The organism is Wukongibacter baidiensis (assembly GCF_050888315.1).
In the GTDB taxonomy this organism is placed as follows: domain Bacteria; phylum Bacillota; class Clostridia; order Peptostreptococcales; family Caminicellaceae; genus Wukongibacter; species Wukongibacter baidiensis.
Genome location: NZ_CP138202.1, coordinates 1,231,542 through 1,247,672, shown reverse-complemented (window position 1 = coordinate 1,247,672; position 16,131 = coordinate 1,231,542). Strand labels below are relative to the sequence as shown.

Annotated in this window: 12 protein-coding genes; 11 read left to right on the top strand and 1 reads right to left on the bottom strand. The window is 33.3% G+C overall.

Features of this window, described 5'->3' with window-relative positions; translation table 11 throughout:
• Positions 1-5 precede the first annotated feature (5 nt).
• The 4 genes from R9X47_RS05935 to R9X47_RS05920 all read left to right on the top strand — a co-directional run bounded on the left by R9X47_RS05935 (position 6) and on the right by R9X47_RS05920 (position 4,939).
• A complete protein-coding gene (locus R9X47_RS05935; RefSeq protein ID WP_432665813.1) occupies positions 6-2,114 on the top strand; it encodes an RNA degradosome polyphosphate kinase in 2,109 nt (702 codons plus the stop codon).
• Positions 2,115-2,259: 145 nt separating this feature from the next.
• Positions 2,260-3,165: a DMT family transporter gene (locus tag R9X47_RS05930; protein WP_432665812.1), complete on the top strand. Its 906-nt coding sequence runs from the start codon at positions 2,260-2,262 to the stop codon at positions 3,163-3,165.
• A 178-nt stretch (positions 3,166-3,343) separates the two neighbouring features.
• The gene (gene rlmN, locus R9X47_RS05925) at positions 3,344-4,408 is read left to right on the top strand and encodes a 23S rRNA (adenine(2503)-C(2))-methyltransferase RlmN (protein WP_432665811.1); all 1,065 of its coding nucleotides are present in this window, start codon (positions 3,344-3,346) and stop codon (positions 4,406-4,408) included.
• Between the two features lie 114 nt (positions 4,409-4,522).
• Positions 4,523-4,939: an ATP-binding protein gene (locus R9X47_RS05920; RefSeq protein WP_432665810.1), complete on the top strand. Its 417-nt coding sequence runs from the start codon at positions 4,523-4,525 to the stop codon at positions 4,937-4,939.
• A 135-nt stretch (positions 4,940-5,074) separates the two neighbouring features.
• Here the strand turns inward: R9X47_RS05920 and R9X47_RS05915 are convergent, their stop codons facing one another.
• Positions 5,075-5,317 carry a hypothetical protein gene (locus R9X47_RS05915; RefSeq protein WP_432665809.1) on the bottom strand — a complete coding sequence of 81 codons (243 nt, stop codon included), beginning with the start codon at positions 5,315-5,317 and terminating at the stop codon, positions 5,075-5,077.
• A 257-nt stretch (positions 5,318-5,574) separates the two neighbouring features.
• On the opposite strand from R9X47_RS05915, the gene R9X47_RS05910 reads away from it, so the two are divergent.
• The 7 genes from R9X47_RS05910 (at position 5,575) to R9X47_RS05880 (ending at position 16,010) form a co-directional block, all read left to right on the top strand.
• Positions 5,575-6,846: a M14 family metallopeptidase gene (locus R9X47_RS05910; protein ID WP_432665808.1), complete on the top strand. Its 1,272-nt coding sequence runs from the start codon at positions 5,575-5,577 to the stop codon at positions 6,844-6,846.
• A 134-nt stretch (positions 6,847-6,980) separates the two neighbouring features.
• Positions 6,981-7,391 carry a universal stress protein gene (locus R9X47_RS05905; protein ID WP_432665807.1) on the top strand — a complete coding sequence of 137 codons (411 nt, stop codon included), beginning with the start codon at positions 6,981-6,983 and terminating at the stop codon, positions 7,389-7,391.
• Between the two features lie 202 nt (positions 7,392-7,593).
• Positions 7,594-11,088: a 5'-nucleotidase C-terminal domain-containing protein gene (locus R9X47_RS05900; RefSeq protein ID WP_432665806.1), complete on the top strand. Its 3,495-nt coding sequence runs from the start codon at positions 7,594-7,596 to the stop codon at positions 11,086-11,088.
• Positions 11,089-11,271: 183 nt separating this feature from the next.
• Entirely contained in the window at positions 11,272-12,834 is a 1,563-nt protein-coding gene (locus R9X47_RS05895) for an HlyD family efflux transporter periplasmic adaptor subunit (protein WP_432665805.1), read from the top strand.
• 12 nt (positions 12,835-12,846) lie between these two features.
• On the top strand, positions 12,847-13,512 hold the full coding sequence (locus R9X47_RS05890; protein ID WP_432667588.1) for an ABC transporter ATP-binding protein: 666 nt from the start codon (positions 12,847-12,849) through the stop codon (positions 13,510-13,512).
• A gap of 22 nt (positions 13,513-13,534) precedes the next feature.
• The gene (locus R9X47_RS05885) at positions 13,535-14,761 is read left to right on the top strand and encodes an ABC transporter permease (RefSeq protein WP_432665804.1); all 1,227 of its coding nucleotides are present in this window, start codon (positions 13,535-13,537) and stop codon (positions 14,759-14,761) included.
• 286 nt (positions 14,762-15,047) lie between these two features.
• Positions 15,048-16,010 (top strand): TIGR01212 family radical SAM protein, encoded by a 963-nt coding sequence (locus R9X47_RS05880; RefSeq protein WP_432665803.1) that lies wholly within the window; start codon positions 15,048-15,050, stop codon positions 16,008-16,010.
• Positions 16,011-16,131 lie beyond the last annotated feature (121 nt).

The following is a 16,131-nucleotide window of genomic DNA, read 5'->3' as shown; positions in this document are numbered from 1 at the left end:
AATGTATGAATAATGATTTTGCTAAATGCTATATAAACCGTGAGCTAAGCTGGCTGGAGTTTAATAATCGTGTTCTTGAAGAAGCTCAAGATAAGGATAATCCTCTTTTGGAAAGATTAAAGTTTATTTCAATAGTAAGCTCTAATATGGACGAATTCTTTATGGTAAGGGTAGCTTCGCTTTGGGATCAGGTGTGGGCAGACTTTACAAAGGCAGACCCTTCAGGGCTCACTCCATCTCAGCAGATTAAAAAGATATCACAAAGAGTACACAATATTGTTTATAATCAGAGCAATTGTTATAATCGTTCTTTATTGGTAGGACTCAAGAAGCAAAATATATTTTTTCTTAAATCTAAGGAACTGAATGATTATCAAAGAGAATTTATTGATAATTATTTCTGGAAAAATATTTATCCTGTACTGACACCGATGGTTGTTGACCCAACTAGACCATTTCCACTTGTAATGAATAAAAGTCTTAATATTGCATTAATTATAAGAGATAATGAAAGTCCTGAGGAGAATTTTTTTGCAACGGTGCAAGTTCCAGCAGTTCTAGGAAGATTCATTGAGTTACCTGAAAAGGAAGGTAAGAAGTATTTTATTTTATTAGAAGAAGCTATAAAAATGTTTATAAGTACACTTTTTAATGGATATGAAATTATAAGTATGGGATGCTATAGAATCACAAGAAATGCAGATCTTGGTGTTGATGAAGAGGGAGCAGAAGATCTATTAGAAACAATTGAACAGTCCTTGAGAAAAAGAAAGTGGGGAAATGTAGTTAGGCTAGAGGTTGAGAAAGGATTGTCTAAGAAACTGCTAAAAATTTTAATTGAAGAAATGGAAGTACCAGGAGAAGGGGTTTATCAAATCTCTGGACCCTTAGATTTAACGTTTTTGATGAAATTCGCATCCATAGAAGGGTATTCTGATTTGAAATATGAACCCCATAATCCCAAACCGGCCCCTATCTTTAGTGACTACGAAGATATATTCGAGGCTATTAAAGAAAATGATATAATTTTACATCATCCTTTTCATAGTTTTGATCCAGTAGTGGAGCTGGTTCAGAAAGCTGCGAAGGATCCTAATGTTCTAGCCATTAAGCAGACTCTTTATAGGGTTAGTGGAGATTCACCAATAATAAAGGCACTGGCCGAGGCTGCTGAAAATGGTAAGCAGGTAACAGTACTTCTTGAGATTAAGGCAAGATTTGATGAGAAAAATAATATTATATGGGCAAAGCACTTAGAAAAATCAGGATGCCATGTTATTTATGGTCTTGTAGGGTTAAAGACACATTGCAAGTTGTTACTGATAGTTAGAAGAGAAGAAGATGGTATTAAAAGATACGTACATATGGGCACGGGGAACTATAATGATGTTACTGCGAAGTTTTATACAGATATTGGCTTGTTTACCTCCAAACCATTTTTTGGTTCAGATATATCGGCATTGTTTAACACTCTATCGGGATTTTCAAAGTATGCGGGTTTTTATAAGATAGATATAGCTCCGGGACTCGACAGTAAGTTTATTGATTTAATAGAGCAAGAAGCTAACAATGCTAGAAAGGGAAAAGAGGCAAGAATCATTGCAAAAATGAACTCTCTAGTAGATGAAAAAATTATTAAGGCTTTATATGAAGCCTCATGCGCTGGAGTACAAATAGACCTCATTGTTCGTGGGATTTGCTGTCTTAGAGCAGGGGTACCAGGGGTAAGTGAAAACATTAAAGTTAGAAGTATTGTTGGAAGATTTTTAGAGCATAGTAGAATATTCTACTTCTATAATGATGGAAATGAGCAAATATATTTGTCCAGTGCCGATTGGATGCCGAGAAACCTAAGGAGAAGAGTTGAACTATTATTCCCCGTTGAGGATAAACATAATAGATTATTGATAAAAGAAATACTTGATATATCCTTGAAAGATACTGTAAAGGCAAGGAGCTTAAGAAGAGATGGAAGTTATTCAAGAATAGATAAAAGAGGTAAAGAGATAATTAACAGTCAAGAATATTTTTCAAAGCAAGCTAAAGATGAATCGAGAATTATTAATAAGAGGGAAGTAGTTAATGATTTCATACCAATAACTAATGAATTTTAAGGAATGAGTAATTTAATCCGTACTTAATTACCTTGAGCAAAACTATTAAATATAGTAGTATAATAAAGATGTCATAGTTTATGACATCTTTATTAATTTGAGGGACTTGGCATCCAGAAATTTTGTGACGGGGGGATTGATTGAGTTGAAGAGTGAGAAAAAAATTTATATGTTGATGATTATGTGTACTTGGTTTTGGGCAGGGGCATTTATTGCAGGTAAAATCGGTGTGAAGGAATTTCCTCCATTTTCCTTGGCTTTTTTTAGATTTTTATTTGCTACAGCGATAATCTTTCCCGTAATGATTAAGTATGAAGATAAGAATTGGAGATTAAAAAAATCCGATTGGAAGACTATAATTGTATTGGGAATGATAGGTATGTTTGGATATCATGCTCTATTTTTTACGGCTCTTAAATATACTACAGCAATAAATTCGGCTATGATTGGAGCAACTAATCCTTTAATAACATCCCTTTTAGCTTCCTTTATGATCGGGGAGAAACTGGGATTTAAAAGGTTAGGTGCGATATTACTAGCTCTTTCTGGTGTAATGCTAACAATTTCAGGAGGTAAGCTTGAGGTAATAAAGAGTATAAACTTTAATAATGGTGATATAATTATGCTCTTGGCAGTAGTATGCTGGGCGATATATGGTGTGATTAGTAAAAAAGTCATGCCCAAATACTCACCTCTAATAATAACATCATATAGCTTTCTAGTATGTCTAATAGCATTAGTTCCATTTGTACTATATGAAAAACCAATGACATATCTTCCGGATGTAACCTGGAAAGGATGGGTTTCAGTTTTATATATGGCTGTTTTTGCGTCGGTCATAGGATATTTGGTTCAGCAGATTTCGATTAAAGCCATTGGACCAAGTAAAACAATGTCATTTATAAATTTGGTTCCTGTTTTTTCAATAATTTTATCCTCTATAATACTTAAAGAGGACGTTACTTTAATAAAAGTTATAAGCGCTGCTATAATAATATGTGGAGTTTATTTGAATTCAAAATTAAAGGTTGATACAAAGTTAAAAGCATAGTAAAAAATCACATATATTTTATATAGTTTTGCTTATTAAAATCTCTCAGATGGGAATAATTTTCTTTGAGCAAATTAAATTGGAATTAAATTTATAAAATTATCAAAATTATGAAATTTATAGATTAGTATAGTAAAATTTTGGGTATTAATACTTTTAAGGACAGGTGAAATATTTTATGAATAAAAAGGTTGAGCTTAGAAGTTGTAGCATTAAAGAGCTAGAAGACTTATCTATTGAACTTGGGGACAAGAAATTTAGAGGTAAGCAAATATTTAGTTGGATTTACAAAGGTATTGATGACATTGATGAGATGTCAAACTTATCAAAGGGCTTTAAAAGTAGCCTTAGACAGGTATCATACATTAAAAATATGGATATATTAAAGGTATTAAAGTCGAAGCTGGACGGAACAAGAAAATACCTGCTACTTCTTAATGACGGAAATATAATCGAAAGTGTTTTGATGAAGTACAAGCACGGAAATACGATTTGTGTTTCTACTCAGGTAGGCTGTAAAATGGGTTGTACCTTCTGTGCATCTACAATTGATGGTGTTGTTAGAAACTTGACCTGTGGAGAAATAATAGGGCAAGTATTAGAAGTTCAGAAGGATATTGGAGAGAGGATATCTAACATTGTCCTTATGGGAAGTGGAGAACCCTTTGATAATTACGAAGAGGTTATAAAGTTCCTAAGTATAGTTAATGATCAGTTAGGATTAAATATAGGCATGAGAAACATTACATTATCAACATGTGGAATTGTCCCTAAACTAATAGATTTGGCTGAAAAAAATCTTCAAGTAACCTTGGCTATCTCTCTTCATGCTCCAAACGATGAACTAAGAAATAAAATTATGCCAGTAAACAAAGTCTACAATATCGAAAAACTTTTAGAAACGTGTAAAAATTATACAAAAAAGACTAATCGTAGAATAACTTTTGAATATTCTTTAATAAGGGGGGTAAATGATAAGAAGGAACATGCTATAGAACTTGCTAAAAAACTTAAGGGTATGCTTTGCCATGTGAACCTTATTCCTCTAAATGAGGTTGAAGAGAGGAAGTTGAAAGGTTCAGCAAGGGAAACGGCATATGATTTTCAAAAAATTCTTAAGCAAAATGGAATTGATGCGACTATACGAAGAGAACTCGGCAGTGATATAGAGGCTGCCTGTGGACAGCTAAGGAAAAGCTTCATAGAGAAGAAAAAAATACCGAATATTAAGGCTGAAAATTAAATTATTGTTTTTGGAGGAATTTAGCGAAAATCGTAGAATTAGTTATATAAGAATATTTAGAATATTCTTATGCTGAAGGTTCTTTCTCTATTAAAATTAAGGGAGGAGATTAACATGATAAGTTTATTAATTGGTCCAAAGGGTGCTGGGAAAACAAAGAGGATAATAAAGTTAGCAAATGAGGAACTAAAGAAAGCTAAGGGTAATATAATATTTGTTGATGATGATAAGAGACATATGTATGATCTTAAGCATGATTTAAGATTTATAAGCATGGATGAATATCCTATAAAGAATGAAGATGAGTTTTTTGGATTCCTATGTGGAATTATTTCAAACGATTATGATATTAAAAAGATATTTATTGATGGTCTGTTAAAGGTAATGGATACATCGGTGGAAGACGTACCAAAGCTATTAGAAAAATTAGATAGAATGTCTACTAAGTATGAAATCGATTTCTTCATGACAATGAGTTGTACTAAAGATCAGATACATGAAGATTTACATAAATACCTAGTTCAAGCTTAGACAGTGAGTACCTAGTTTATTAGTTACATTTGCTTAATAGAAATAATTAAGAGTAAAGGGTAATTATACTAGAATTACCGCTTTACTCTTTTTGTGTGAAAATATATTAATTAAGATTGAAGCCCGAGAGACCTTTTAATCAAGAAATGACTTACCTAGATATTTTTTTATGTCCTCTGTATCGCTGGTAAAGTCAAGCAATATCTCCTTTTCGCTTTCCTCCATTATAACCAATACTTCAGCCTTACCCTGTAGAAAGAACTTTCTTACGGTATCTTCCTTAATTTCTCTAACTTTGTTTTTATGTTTTTTCTTTTTCCTATACTCCTTCGTATAGTAGGAGCCCATGAGCTCAATAACTTTAGTATATCTCTCCATAGTACTAATTACCTCCAATATTAAAAAAACTTAGGGACGTACAGTCCCTTATTTTTATGTACTTTTTTTATCCATACGAGAACTTCATAATATCAGCTAGTATTCCCATTTACTTAGTATATCATATAAGACTAATAAAAAAACACCTAATCCATGCACTATTGTTTTGAAACATTGAAACAAAAGAAAGCGTAACACATAATATATATTAAGTGTATATGATGATATTAAGGCAACTTTTTTAGGAGGTAATTTACTTGAGAGTTTTAAAGTTAGGTTCACAGGGAACAGATGTTATGGAAATTCAATCCCTACTTAAAAAAATTGGATATAATCCTGGACCCATAGATGGTTATTACGGACAGAAAACAAAGGATGCAGTTATAGCCTTTCAAAAAAACAATAATTTAGATGCAGATGGTATAATCGGCCCTCAAACCTATGGAGTTTTGAACATTCTATTAAGGGGATATGATATATACTATGTTCAGCCAGGTGATACATTATGGCAGATAGCAAAAGATTATTATACCACTGTAAAAAAAATAACTACCGCAAATCCTGGTATAAATCCCTATCAGCTTCAGGTAGGCCAAAGAATAGTTGTACCATATGGAATTGATATAGTTGATACTGACATAGATTATACTTACGATATAATGAAAAGAGATATAGAAGGTTTGAAGGTAAGATATCCATTTATAGAGGTGGGGGTAGCAGGGCAAAGTGTATTGGGAAGAAACTTATACTATATTAAGCTTGGAAAAGGACCAAATCAAGTTTTCTATAATGGAGCCCACCATGGCTTAGAGTGGATTACTTCACCACTTTTAATGAAATTTACAGAAAACTTTTTAAAAAATTATACTGAAGGAAAAAATATCAGAGGATACGATCTTAATAAAATTTGGAATGAAAGCAGTATATATATAATGCCTATGGTAAACCCAGATGGTATAGATTTAGTACTAAATGGTCTTAGTCCTACCAATCCATATTATAATGAACTTATTGAATGGAACAATGGAAGTACTGATTTTTCTAAAGTATGGCAGGCTAATAACAAAGGTGTAGACCTAAATCATAACTATCCTGCTAGGTGGCAGGAGTCCAAAGATAGAGCAATAGAGATGGGAATAACTGGACCAGGACCAACACGATATGGAGGGCCGTTCCCGCTTTCTGAACCAGAAACCGAGGCAGTAACCGAATTTGTTAAAAACCACAATTTTAGGTTGGTTCTAGCATATCATACCCAAGGTGAAGTTATATTTTGGGAGTTTGAGGATCTACAACCACCTGAAGCAAGAACAATAGGACAGAGGTTTGCAGATGTAAGCGGATATAGGCTGGCTCAGATATTTGGAATAGGGGCATACGCTGGAATGAAGGACTGGTTTATTAAAGAATACAGAAGACCTGGATATACTATAGAAGCTGGTAAGGGCAAGAATCCTTTACCGATAACGCAGTTTGATAAGATTTACAACGATAATGAGGAGATCCTTTTATTGGCTTCAGTCATATAATATTATATAAACTTAACAAAATGTAAAAGATGTTTAAACCATAGAAAATTATAGTATAATATATATATAGGGATAAATCTTTAGGGATGAGCTTAACCCAATTAAACGGTTATCTACCGCGAGAGGGGTATAATATGAAAAAAAGAAAAGACATAATGGTTTGTGTAACTCAACAAAAATCATGTGAAAGGCTTATTAAGAGGGGTGCAGAAATTAAGGAAAAATTTAATGGTGAGCTTCATGTAATCCATGTTGTAAAAGAAGGATGGAAGTATTTTGGAAAGTTAAAGGAGTCAGATGCTTTAGAGTACTTATTTGACACTTCAAAATCATATGGAGCCGATTTAACAGTTATAAAAGCAACAGATATTGCTGATACATTATTCAAATTTGCTCAAAAACACAATGTTGAAGTAGTTGTTATGGGTGAATCCTTAGAGAAGACTGCTCAACAAAATATGATTGAAAGATTTAAGAAGAATGTAAATAAAAATATCATAGTTGATATTGTGCCTATCGAAGAAGTTAATGAAAAGGCAGTTTAAATTAGAGAAACAAGTGTCGTGAGACACTTGTTTTTTTTTATATGGATATTTTTAGGAAAAAATCAATTACAATTTTATGAAATAGAATAATAATCTGTTTTATGAAGATAAATATAGGAAAATGTGAAAAAAATAGAAGGGAAATTGCATGAATATAAAGAATATTATATATGCACAATATTTTAAATAGGGAGGAAAGAAGATGAAGAGAATGAAAAGACTCAGTTTTTTACTTGCATTTATGCTGGTTTTTACGGCACTATTTGCAAACCCATTCTTCTCAAATGCCGAAGGCAATGAGACCGTTACAATCACAGTTCTAGGAACAAGTGATATGCACGGCGCTGTGAACAGTTGGTCTTATGAAAGCGGCAAAGATTATGGAAGTATTGGACTTGCTAAAATTCATAGCATTGTAAAGCAAGTGAAGGCTGAAAATCCAAACACCTTGGTTATTGACAATGGGGATACTGTACAAGGAAGTATTATGACTGATGATTTATATAATGCTGACCTTAGTAAGCCTCAACCAATGATTGACATGATGAATTTCGTTGGATATGATGCAATGACCCTTGGAAATCATGAATTTAACTTTGGATTACCATTAATAGACAAAATGGTAAAGGAAGCTAAATTCCCTATTATTTCAGCAAATACCTATAAAAAAGAAGATGGCTCTCACTTTGTTAAGCCATACATCGTTAAGGAAGTTGCTGGAGTTAAGGTAGGAATCCTTGGACTTACTGTACCAAGTATACCGAGATGGGATGGGCCAAAGGTTGAAAGCTTAGAATTTAAACATATGGCAGAAGAAGCTAAAAAGTATGTTAAAATTCTTAAGGAAAAAGAAGGCGTAGACGTAATTGTGGCTACTGCCCATGCAGGCTTAGAAGGTAGACATGAGGCTGATGGAAGCGATTCCGCAAAGAACATAGCTCTTGCGGCTCCAGAAATTGCTACTTTACTATTAGGACATGATCATAGTAATGTAAATGAGACTGTAAATGGAGTTTTAGTTGGTGCTCCAGTTGCTAAATATGGTCAATCCAGTGAAGTTGTAAGATTTGATATTAATTTACAAAAGGATGGAGACACATGGTCTGTAGCAGATAAAAAGGTTAGCTTTTTAAATATAGCTGACTACGAAGCATCAGCAGAGGCTGTAGAACATGCAAAGCCTTATCATGAGGCAACATTGGAATTTATTAAAGATCCTATTGGAAAAGCGGCTGATGATTTCCATCCAGCAAGTGAGGTTCCAGGAATTCCTGAGGCTCAAATAAGAGATACAGCTGTAATAGATTTGATTAACGAGGTGCAATTAAAGTATACTGAAGCTGAGATTGCAGCAGCTGCACTATTTAAGTCAGGATCAAATCTGCCAAAGGGAGATATAAACTTTGCTAACGTATTTGATATCTATAAATACGCAAATAAGCTAGTTGGCGTAGAAGTAACAGGAAAAGAGCTTAAGGACTATATGGAATGGTCAGCAAGCTACTATAATACATATAGACCAGGCGATGTTACTGTTAGCTTTAATCCTGAAATTAGAGGATATAACTATGATATGTTTGCAGGAGTAGAATATAAAGTTGATATTAGTAAGCCTGCAGGCGAGAGAATAGTTGATTTAACCTTTAAAGGAAAGCCAATAGATGATGAAAAGAAGTATAAGCTAGCAATAAATGATTATAGATATAGTGGATTAAAGAGTAAAGGAATCATCAGTGGAGAGGCGTATTTCAACTCTGATCCTGTTACATTAAGAAGCTATATTAAGGATTACATCAAGGAAAAGGGAACTATAGAACCTAAGGTTGATAATAACTGGGAAATTATAGGTGCAGATCTAAACCATCCTCTTAGAGCCACAATCCTAGAGCTTGTTAAGGAAGGGAAAATAGAAGTACCGAAATCAAAGGATGGAAGAACTCCAAATGTTAAATCATTAAACATATATGATTTAATTAAAGAAGGTAAGATTCCTCAGGATAAACTTGATGAATTTAAAATTGATTACACACCATTAACTATAGTTCATACAAATGATACCCATGCTAGAGTTGAAGCTGGTAAATATGCTGGTATGGGATTTGCAAAGATTGCAACGAAGATTAAAGAACTAAGAGAAGAAAATCCAAATGTTCTAGTTGTAGATGCCGGTGATACTTTCCATGGACAAACTATTGCTTCGATAGTAAAGGGTGAAAGTATTGTTAAGGTTATGAATACTATAGGTTATGACGCTATGGTTACAGGTAACCACGACTTCAACTATGGTCAGGAGAGATTAGTAGAATTAGAGGAAATGACAGACTTCCCAATTCTAGCATCAAATGTTATTAAGGAAGATGGAAAGGCTCTACTAAAGCCATACATCATTAAAGAAGTAGGCGGATTAAAGGTAGGTATCTTCGGATTAGCTACTCCAGATACTACATATATGACTCATCCAAAGAACGTTGAAGGAATAAAATTCAATGATCCTATAGCTGTTGCTAAGGAAATGGTTAAAGAGTTAGAAGATAAGACAGATATTATTGTAGCTTTAGCTCATCTAGGAGTAGATGAAAGTAGTTCAATTACAAGTGTTCAAGTAGCTGAAGAGGTAAAAGGCATTGACATTATGGTTGATGGTCACAGCCATACAACTCTTCCAGAAGGTAAGAAGGTGAATGATACCTTAATAGTTCAAGCTGGAGAATACGATAAGAATTTAGGAATAGTTGATTTAGTATATGAAGATGGAAAAATAAAATCAGTTGCTGCATCCTTATTGACTAAGGAAGAAGCAGCAGAATTAGCTGAAGATGAAGCTTTAGTAGCTGTTGTTGCCGACATTAAAGCTGAAAATGAAAAAGTAACTTCAGTTGTTGTTGGTAAAACAGATATTCACTTAGACGGTGAAAGAGCAGATGTAAGAACTGGAGAAACAAACCTTGGTAACCTTATCGCTTCTGCAATGCTTAAATTAACGGAAGCCGATATTGCCTTCACAAATGGTGGTGGAATTAGAGCATCTATAGCACCAGGTGAAATAACTAAGGGAGAAGTTATTACAGTGTTGCCATTTGGTAATTACGTTGTTGTTAAAGAAATGAAGGGATCAGATGTATGGGCTGCATTAGAGCATGGAATAGATTCTTATCCAGAAGCAAAGGGAGCATTCCCACATGTAGCAGGTATGACATTCGAATTTGATCCATCTAAAGAAGCTGGAAGCAGATTGGTTAAGGTTATGGTTGGAGAGAATCCTCTAGATCTAGAAAAAACCTATAAATTTGTTACAAATGACTTCCTAGCTGCAGGTGGAGATGGATATAAGATGTTTGCAGACGACAAGATTCTAGGAGAATATCCTGGTCTTGATGAAGTATTAATAGAGCATATTCAAAAATATGGAACAGAAGATGCTAAGGTTGAAGGTAGAGTTAAGGTTCATAGTCCACAGGTAGAAGTGGAAGCGCCTAAGACTGAAGTAGTTAAACCTGAGCCTAAGGTAGAGGTTCCAGAAGTAAAAGCTGATACACCAGAAATGAAGGTTGGTAAATACGTTGTAAAAGAAGGCGATGTACTATGGAAGATCGCTAAGAAGTTTGGATTAACATGGCAAAGGCTTGCTGAATACAATAAGCTAAAAAATCCAAGCTTAATTATCACAGGACAAGAATTACTAGTTCCTGCTCCATAAAAATCATAAAAGAAGTAGAGAAGCAGTTTAACTTAAACTGCTTCTCTACTTTTTTTGTTAATATAGCAAAGTTTATAATATTTAAGATGGATTTAAGATTCATTTAAGTTTCATGTAAGAGTAGGGCTGTATAATGTATTTATAAAATTAAAAATAAATATTGAAAGTAAGGAGTAGAAAGTGATGCAGAAAAAATATTTAAAAATTATCATACCAATTATAGTTGTGGTAACAATAGGAGCTTTTTTTTATTTTAAAAGAAACACAAGTAGTTCAATTGAATCAGTAAATGAAATGCAAGAGACAGTTGCAGTACAAAAAGGCGATATTGAGATGAGTATATCGGGAAGTGGAAATATACAGTCAAAGTTAATTAAGGAATTGACAAATAGAAAGGCTGGAACAATTGTAGAGGTTTTATCTCAGGAAGGTCAGAAGGTAAATAAAGGTGACAGAATAATAGAACTCAGAAGTATAAAGGACGAAGATAATGATAGTATCATGGAAAGTAATTTACAAATCTATGAAGAAGAAAATGAATTAAGAAACTTAAAGGAAGATTTAGAAAAACTTACTGTAAGAGCTCCCTTTACAGGAGTAGTTGGTGAGGTTAACCATGAAAAAAACGATGATGTTTCTAAAGGGGAAGATTTTGTAGATATTATAGATAAGGGTACACTCAAAGTTATTGCACCATTTAATAAAAAGATGGCTGAAAAAGCTTTTATAGGTCAAAAAGCTGAAATATTACTTAAGGGAAATCTCCAGAAGTTAGAAGGGAAAGTTACAAATATTAATACTGAAGCATATGGAACAAAAAATGGAGAATTACTAGGAAATGTAACTATTGAGATAGAGAATAAAGGTGCTTTAGTTGAGGGACTAAAAGCTCAGGTTGGATTAGTATTTGATTGGGGAATAAGTTATGTTAATAAGATTGTAGAATTGAAGTGGAATGACGAAGAAAAAGTAAAGTTTGAAATGGATGGAGAAATAAAAGAAGTTTATGTAAAAAGTGGTCAAAAAGTAAATAAGGGTGAAGTAATTGCAAAAATAGTCAATGAAGATTATATGAAGAGTATAGAAATTAAAGAAAAGCGTCTTGCCAACAAGAAAATCAAGTTGGAAGATAGTAATAGTAAAAGGGAGCTTAATAATATTGTGTTGGCACCTATTTCTGGAACTGTAGTAAAAATCGATGTAGTAGAAGGAGAAAACATTGCATCCGATAAGGTTGTAGCTAAAATTGCAGACTTAGATAATTTAGAAATTACAATACCAGTGGATGAATTAAATATTCTTAAGGTTAAAGAAGGGCAGGAGGCTTTTATTAAGGTTTCAGCCGTTGAAGGAGCAGAACTTAAAGGAAAGGTTAGTAAAATCGCTCAAATAGGTGATATACAAAATGGTATAACTAAATATAAAACTACCATAAGAATAGAAGAGTCAGACCAAGCAAGGAATCTGAGAATCGGAATGAATGCTAATGCGAAAATTGTATTGGCTTCACAGAAAAATGTATTGAGAGTTCCTATTGAGTGTGTGGAAAAAGAAGATGGTAAGTACTTTGTTAACGTAAAAGGACAAGATGAAGAAGTAAATAGGGTTGATGTTGAAGTAGGATTGGTGTCCAATAACTATGCTGAAATTATCTCAGGTCTGAAAGAGGGAGACTCTGTGGTAAAAAAATCTAGCTATGCAGATAGTCAAAACGGCGAAGGTGAATTTGAGGGAGTGGGATTTTAAATGAATAAACCAATTATTGAAATGAGGGATATAAGGAAGACCTATGAAACTGGAGCCCTAAAAGTAGAAGTTTTAAAAGGAATCTCACTAACGGTGGAAAAGGGAGAGTTTATATCTATAATAGGAGCAAGTGGTTCAGGTAAGTCAACTCTTATGAATATAATAGGATGTCTAGATACATGTACATCTGGAGAGTATTTTTTAGACTCTAAGGATATAAACTCCTATACAGAAAAGGAATTAGCCGTGATAAGAAACGAAAAGCTTGGGTTCATATTTCAGAAATTTAACCTACTTAGTAAGATGAGTGCGTATGAAAATGTGGAACTGCCACTTCTATATAAAGGAATGGAGAAGAAAGAACGAAAAAGGCGTGTATTAGAGTCACTGGAAATGGTTGGATTAAGTGATAGACAAGATCACAAACCAACAGAATTATCAGGAGGACAGCAGCAAAGGGTAGCAATAGCTAGGGCTATCGCAGGAAAACCGCCTTTAATACTAGCCGATGAACCTACTGGAAACTTAGACAGTAAATCTACGGAAGATACTATGAATATTTTATTAGACCTTAATAAATCAGGAACTCCTCTTGTGCTAATTACCCATGATAATGATATAGCTAAGTTAGCTAGTAGAATCATTAGAATAAGCGATGGGCAGATTATAAAGGACTAAATAGAGTAGAAGGGAGCCGATTATGAATATAACTACGATTCTCAAGTTATCGATAAAGGAAATAATAGCAAATAAACTAAGGTCTATACTAACTATGTTAGGGGTAATAATAGGGGTTTTTTCCATAATTGTTCTAGTATCCCTAGGTGAAGGTGCGTCCGCCAATATAACGAAAGCAATATCAAAGGAGACAAACCTTATTAAGGTTGAAATGTTTCCAAATGATGAAGCAAAGCAAATGGATTATAATGAAATCCTAGACTTTTATAAGAAGTTGGATATAAAAAATGTATCACCGATTTTAGATCAACAGCCACAGGCTAAGTATGAAAAAGTTGAAAAGAATATTTCACTTAAGGGTGTCGACCAGGCTTATGCAAGTATGATTAATGCGAAGCTTAAAAGTGGAAGATTGATAGCAGCCTTAGATGTGGATTATCGCAAAAAAGTAGTTGTAATAAATGAAAAAGCTGCTGAAACATTTTTCAAGGGTCAAGACCCTATTGGAAAAGATATAAAAATAGATGGAAATGATTATAGGGTTGTAGGTGTAATAGCCAATAGAGAGGTCTCCATGTATGAGAGGCTTAGAGAAGAATTATTAACACCAATAACAACAGTTCAAAGAAGCTTTGGCGTAAAATCAGTAGGTAAGGTCCATATTAAGGTAAATGATAAAGAAAAAGTTATTCCTCTTTCACAAGAAATTGAAGGAGCTTTGAAGAAATTCTACAATACTAAGAAAGATAAGGAATCCGGGGAAGATGGATCAACGGGAGGGTTCGGAGCCTATTCGTTTAATGACCAGTTTTACGTCTATACACCAGAGAAAGAGATGAAGCAGGTAAAAGAAATGACGCGAACTTTTTCTCTTATGCTCGGAGGTATAGCAGGAATCTCTTTATTAGTTGGTGGTATAGGGATTATGAACATAATGTTTGTGTCAGTGACTGAAAGAACTAGAGAAATAGGAATAAGAAAGGCATTAGGAGCTCAAAGAAAAAACATATTAATACAGTTCCTAATAGAATCCGGTGTAGTGAGCGGTACAGGGGGGATATTAGGAATAGGCTTAGGCATAATGGCGAACTTCTTAATAGGAAAATTCTCTCCATTAAAACCAGTATTAAACCTTAAAGTAATGTTGATTGCATTTACATTTTCAGTAGGTATAGGGATAATATTCGGTATATATCCTGCAAATAAGGCTGCGAAGCTAAAGCCTATTGATGCATTAAGATATGAATAAAATAAGGATACTTTAAAGTTTCAAGGTGTTATGACTATAAATAAATAGACTAAGGGAATTTTATGATCTTGGATGATAAAATTCCCTTAATTTTTATATATTGAGTCTTTTATCTATATAGAACGTACTTATAAATCTATACTTTGATTTCTTGAATAGCCAGAGTTTTAAGGATATTTAAGGAATCAAATTTTAAAAGAGTTATTGCGATTTCTATACCAATGATAAAATTTTTTATTCATGATATACTAAGATAGAAAATAAAGCATAGGGAAGGGTAGAAGATATGGAAGAAAAGAAAGATAGATATAGAGTATATTCAAAATATCTTAAAGAAAAATATGGAGAGAAAGTTTATAAAATTCCTATAAATCTTCCGATAACCTGTCCAAATAGAGACGGAGAATGTGGGACAGGAGGTTGTATATTTTGTGGAGATATTGGAACCGGATTTGAAAGCTTAGAGAATACATTATCCGTAAAGGAACAAGTAAATAAAAATATTGAATATATAGGTAAGAAGTATAAAGCTAAAAAATACATTGCATATTTTCAAAACTTTACAAATACATATATGCCTGTGAGTTCTTTTAAAGAGTATGTTGAAGAAGCTGCATCAGTAGATGACATAGTAGAGATATGTATATCCACAAGGCCTGATTGTATTAACAATAGCTATCTTGAAATCTTAGATAATGTTAGAAAAAAGTATGGTGTAGAAATCACAGTTGAGATGGGACTTCAGAGTGTTAATTATAAGACCCTGAAAAAAATAAAAAGGGGTCATACATTAGCTGAATTTATAGATGCCATGATAAAAATAAATTCCTATAATTTTGAAAGCTGCTGTCACTTGATATTAAATTTCCCTTGGGACGATATGGAAGATATCATTGAAGCTGCAAAGATAGTATCAGCATTAGGTATAAATCAGGTTAAGCTTCATTCACTATACATATTAGAAAAAACTGAGCTAGGAAGAATGTATAACGGAAGAGAAATTTCCATCATATCTGTAGAGGAATATGTTGATAGGGTAGTAACCTTTATAAGTTATCTTCGTAGTGAAGCTGTAATACAGAGATTAGCAGGAAGAGCCCCTAAGGAAAGTACTTTATTTTGTAACTGGGATATGAGTTGGTGGCGTATTAGAGACATGATTGATGAGAGACTAGAAGAGTTAGATACCTATCAAGGAAAAGAATGCGACTACCTAAATGGTAAAGCAGTCAGGAAGTTTGTTGAATAAAAAAACAAGCCATAAAGATATAAAGATATAAAGATATAAAGATATAGAACAAACAAACCAAAATATGATATAGTATTATAGAGATTCAAGTAAAGCTATTAAGTTTATAAATAGCATAGAT

Coding starts and splice junctions, on each gene's coding strand:
- R9X47_RS05935 (WP_432665813.1), top strand. CDS start 6: ATGAATAATGATTTTGCTAAATGCTATATAAACCGTGAGCTAAGCTGG.
- rlmN (WP_432665811.1), top strand. CDS start 3,344: ATGAATAAAAAGGTTGAGCTTAGAAGTTGTAGCATTAAAGAGCTAGAA.
- R9X47_RS05920 (WP_432665810.1), top strand. CDS start 4,523: ATGATAAGTTTATTAATTGGTCCAAAGGGTGCTGGGAAAACAAAGAGG.
- R9X47_RS05915 (WP_432665809.1), bottom strand. CDS start 5,317: ATGGAGAGATATACTAAAGTTATTGAGCTCATGGGCTCCTACTATACG.
- R9X47_RS05905 (WP_432665807.1), top strand. CDS start 6,981: ATGAAAAAAAGAAAAGACATAATGGTTTGTGTAACTCAACAAAAATCA.
- R9X47_RS05900 (WP_432665806.1), top strand. CDS start 7,594: ATGAAGAGAATGAAAAGACTCAGTTTTTTACTTGCATTTATGCTGGTT.
- R9X47_RS05895 (WP_432665805.1), top strand. CDS start 11,272: ATGCAGAAAAAATATTTAAAAATTATCATACCAATTATAGTTGTGGTA.
- R9X47_RS05885 (WP_432665804.1), top strand. CDS start 13,535: ATGAATATAACTACGATTCTCAAGTTATCGATAAAGGAAATAATAGCA.
- R9X47_RS05880 (WP_432665803.1), top strand. CDS start 15,048: ATGGAAGAAAAGAAAGATAGATATAGAGTATATTCAAAATATCTTAAA.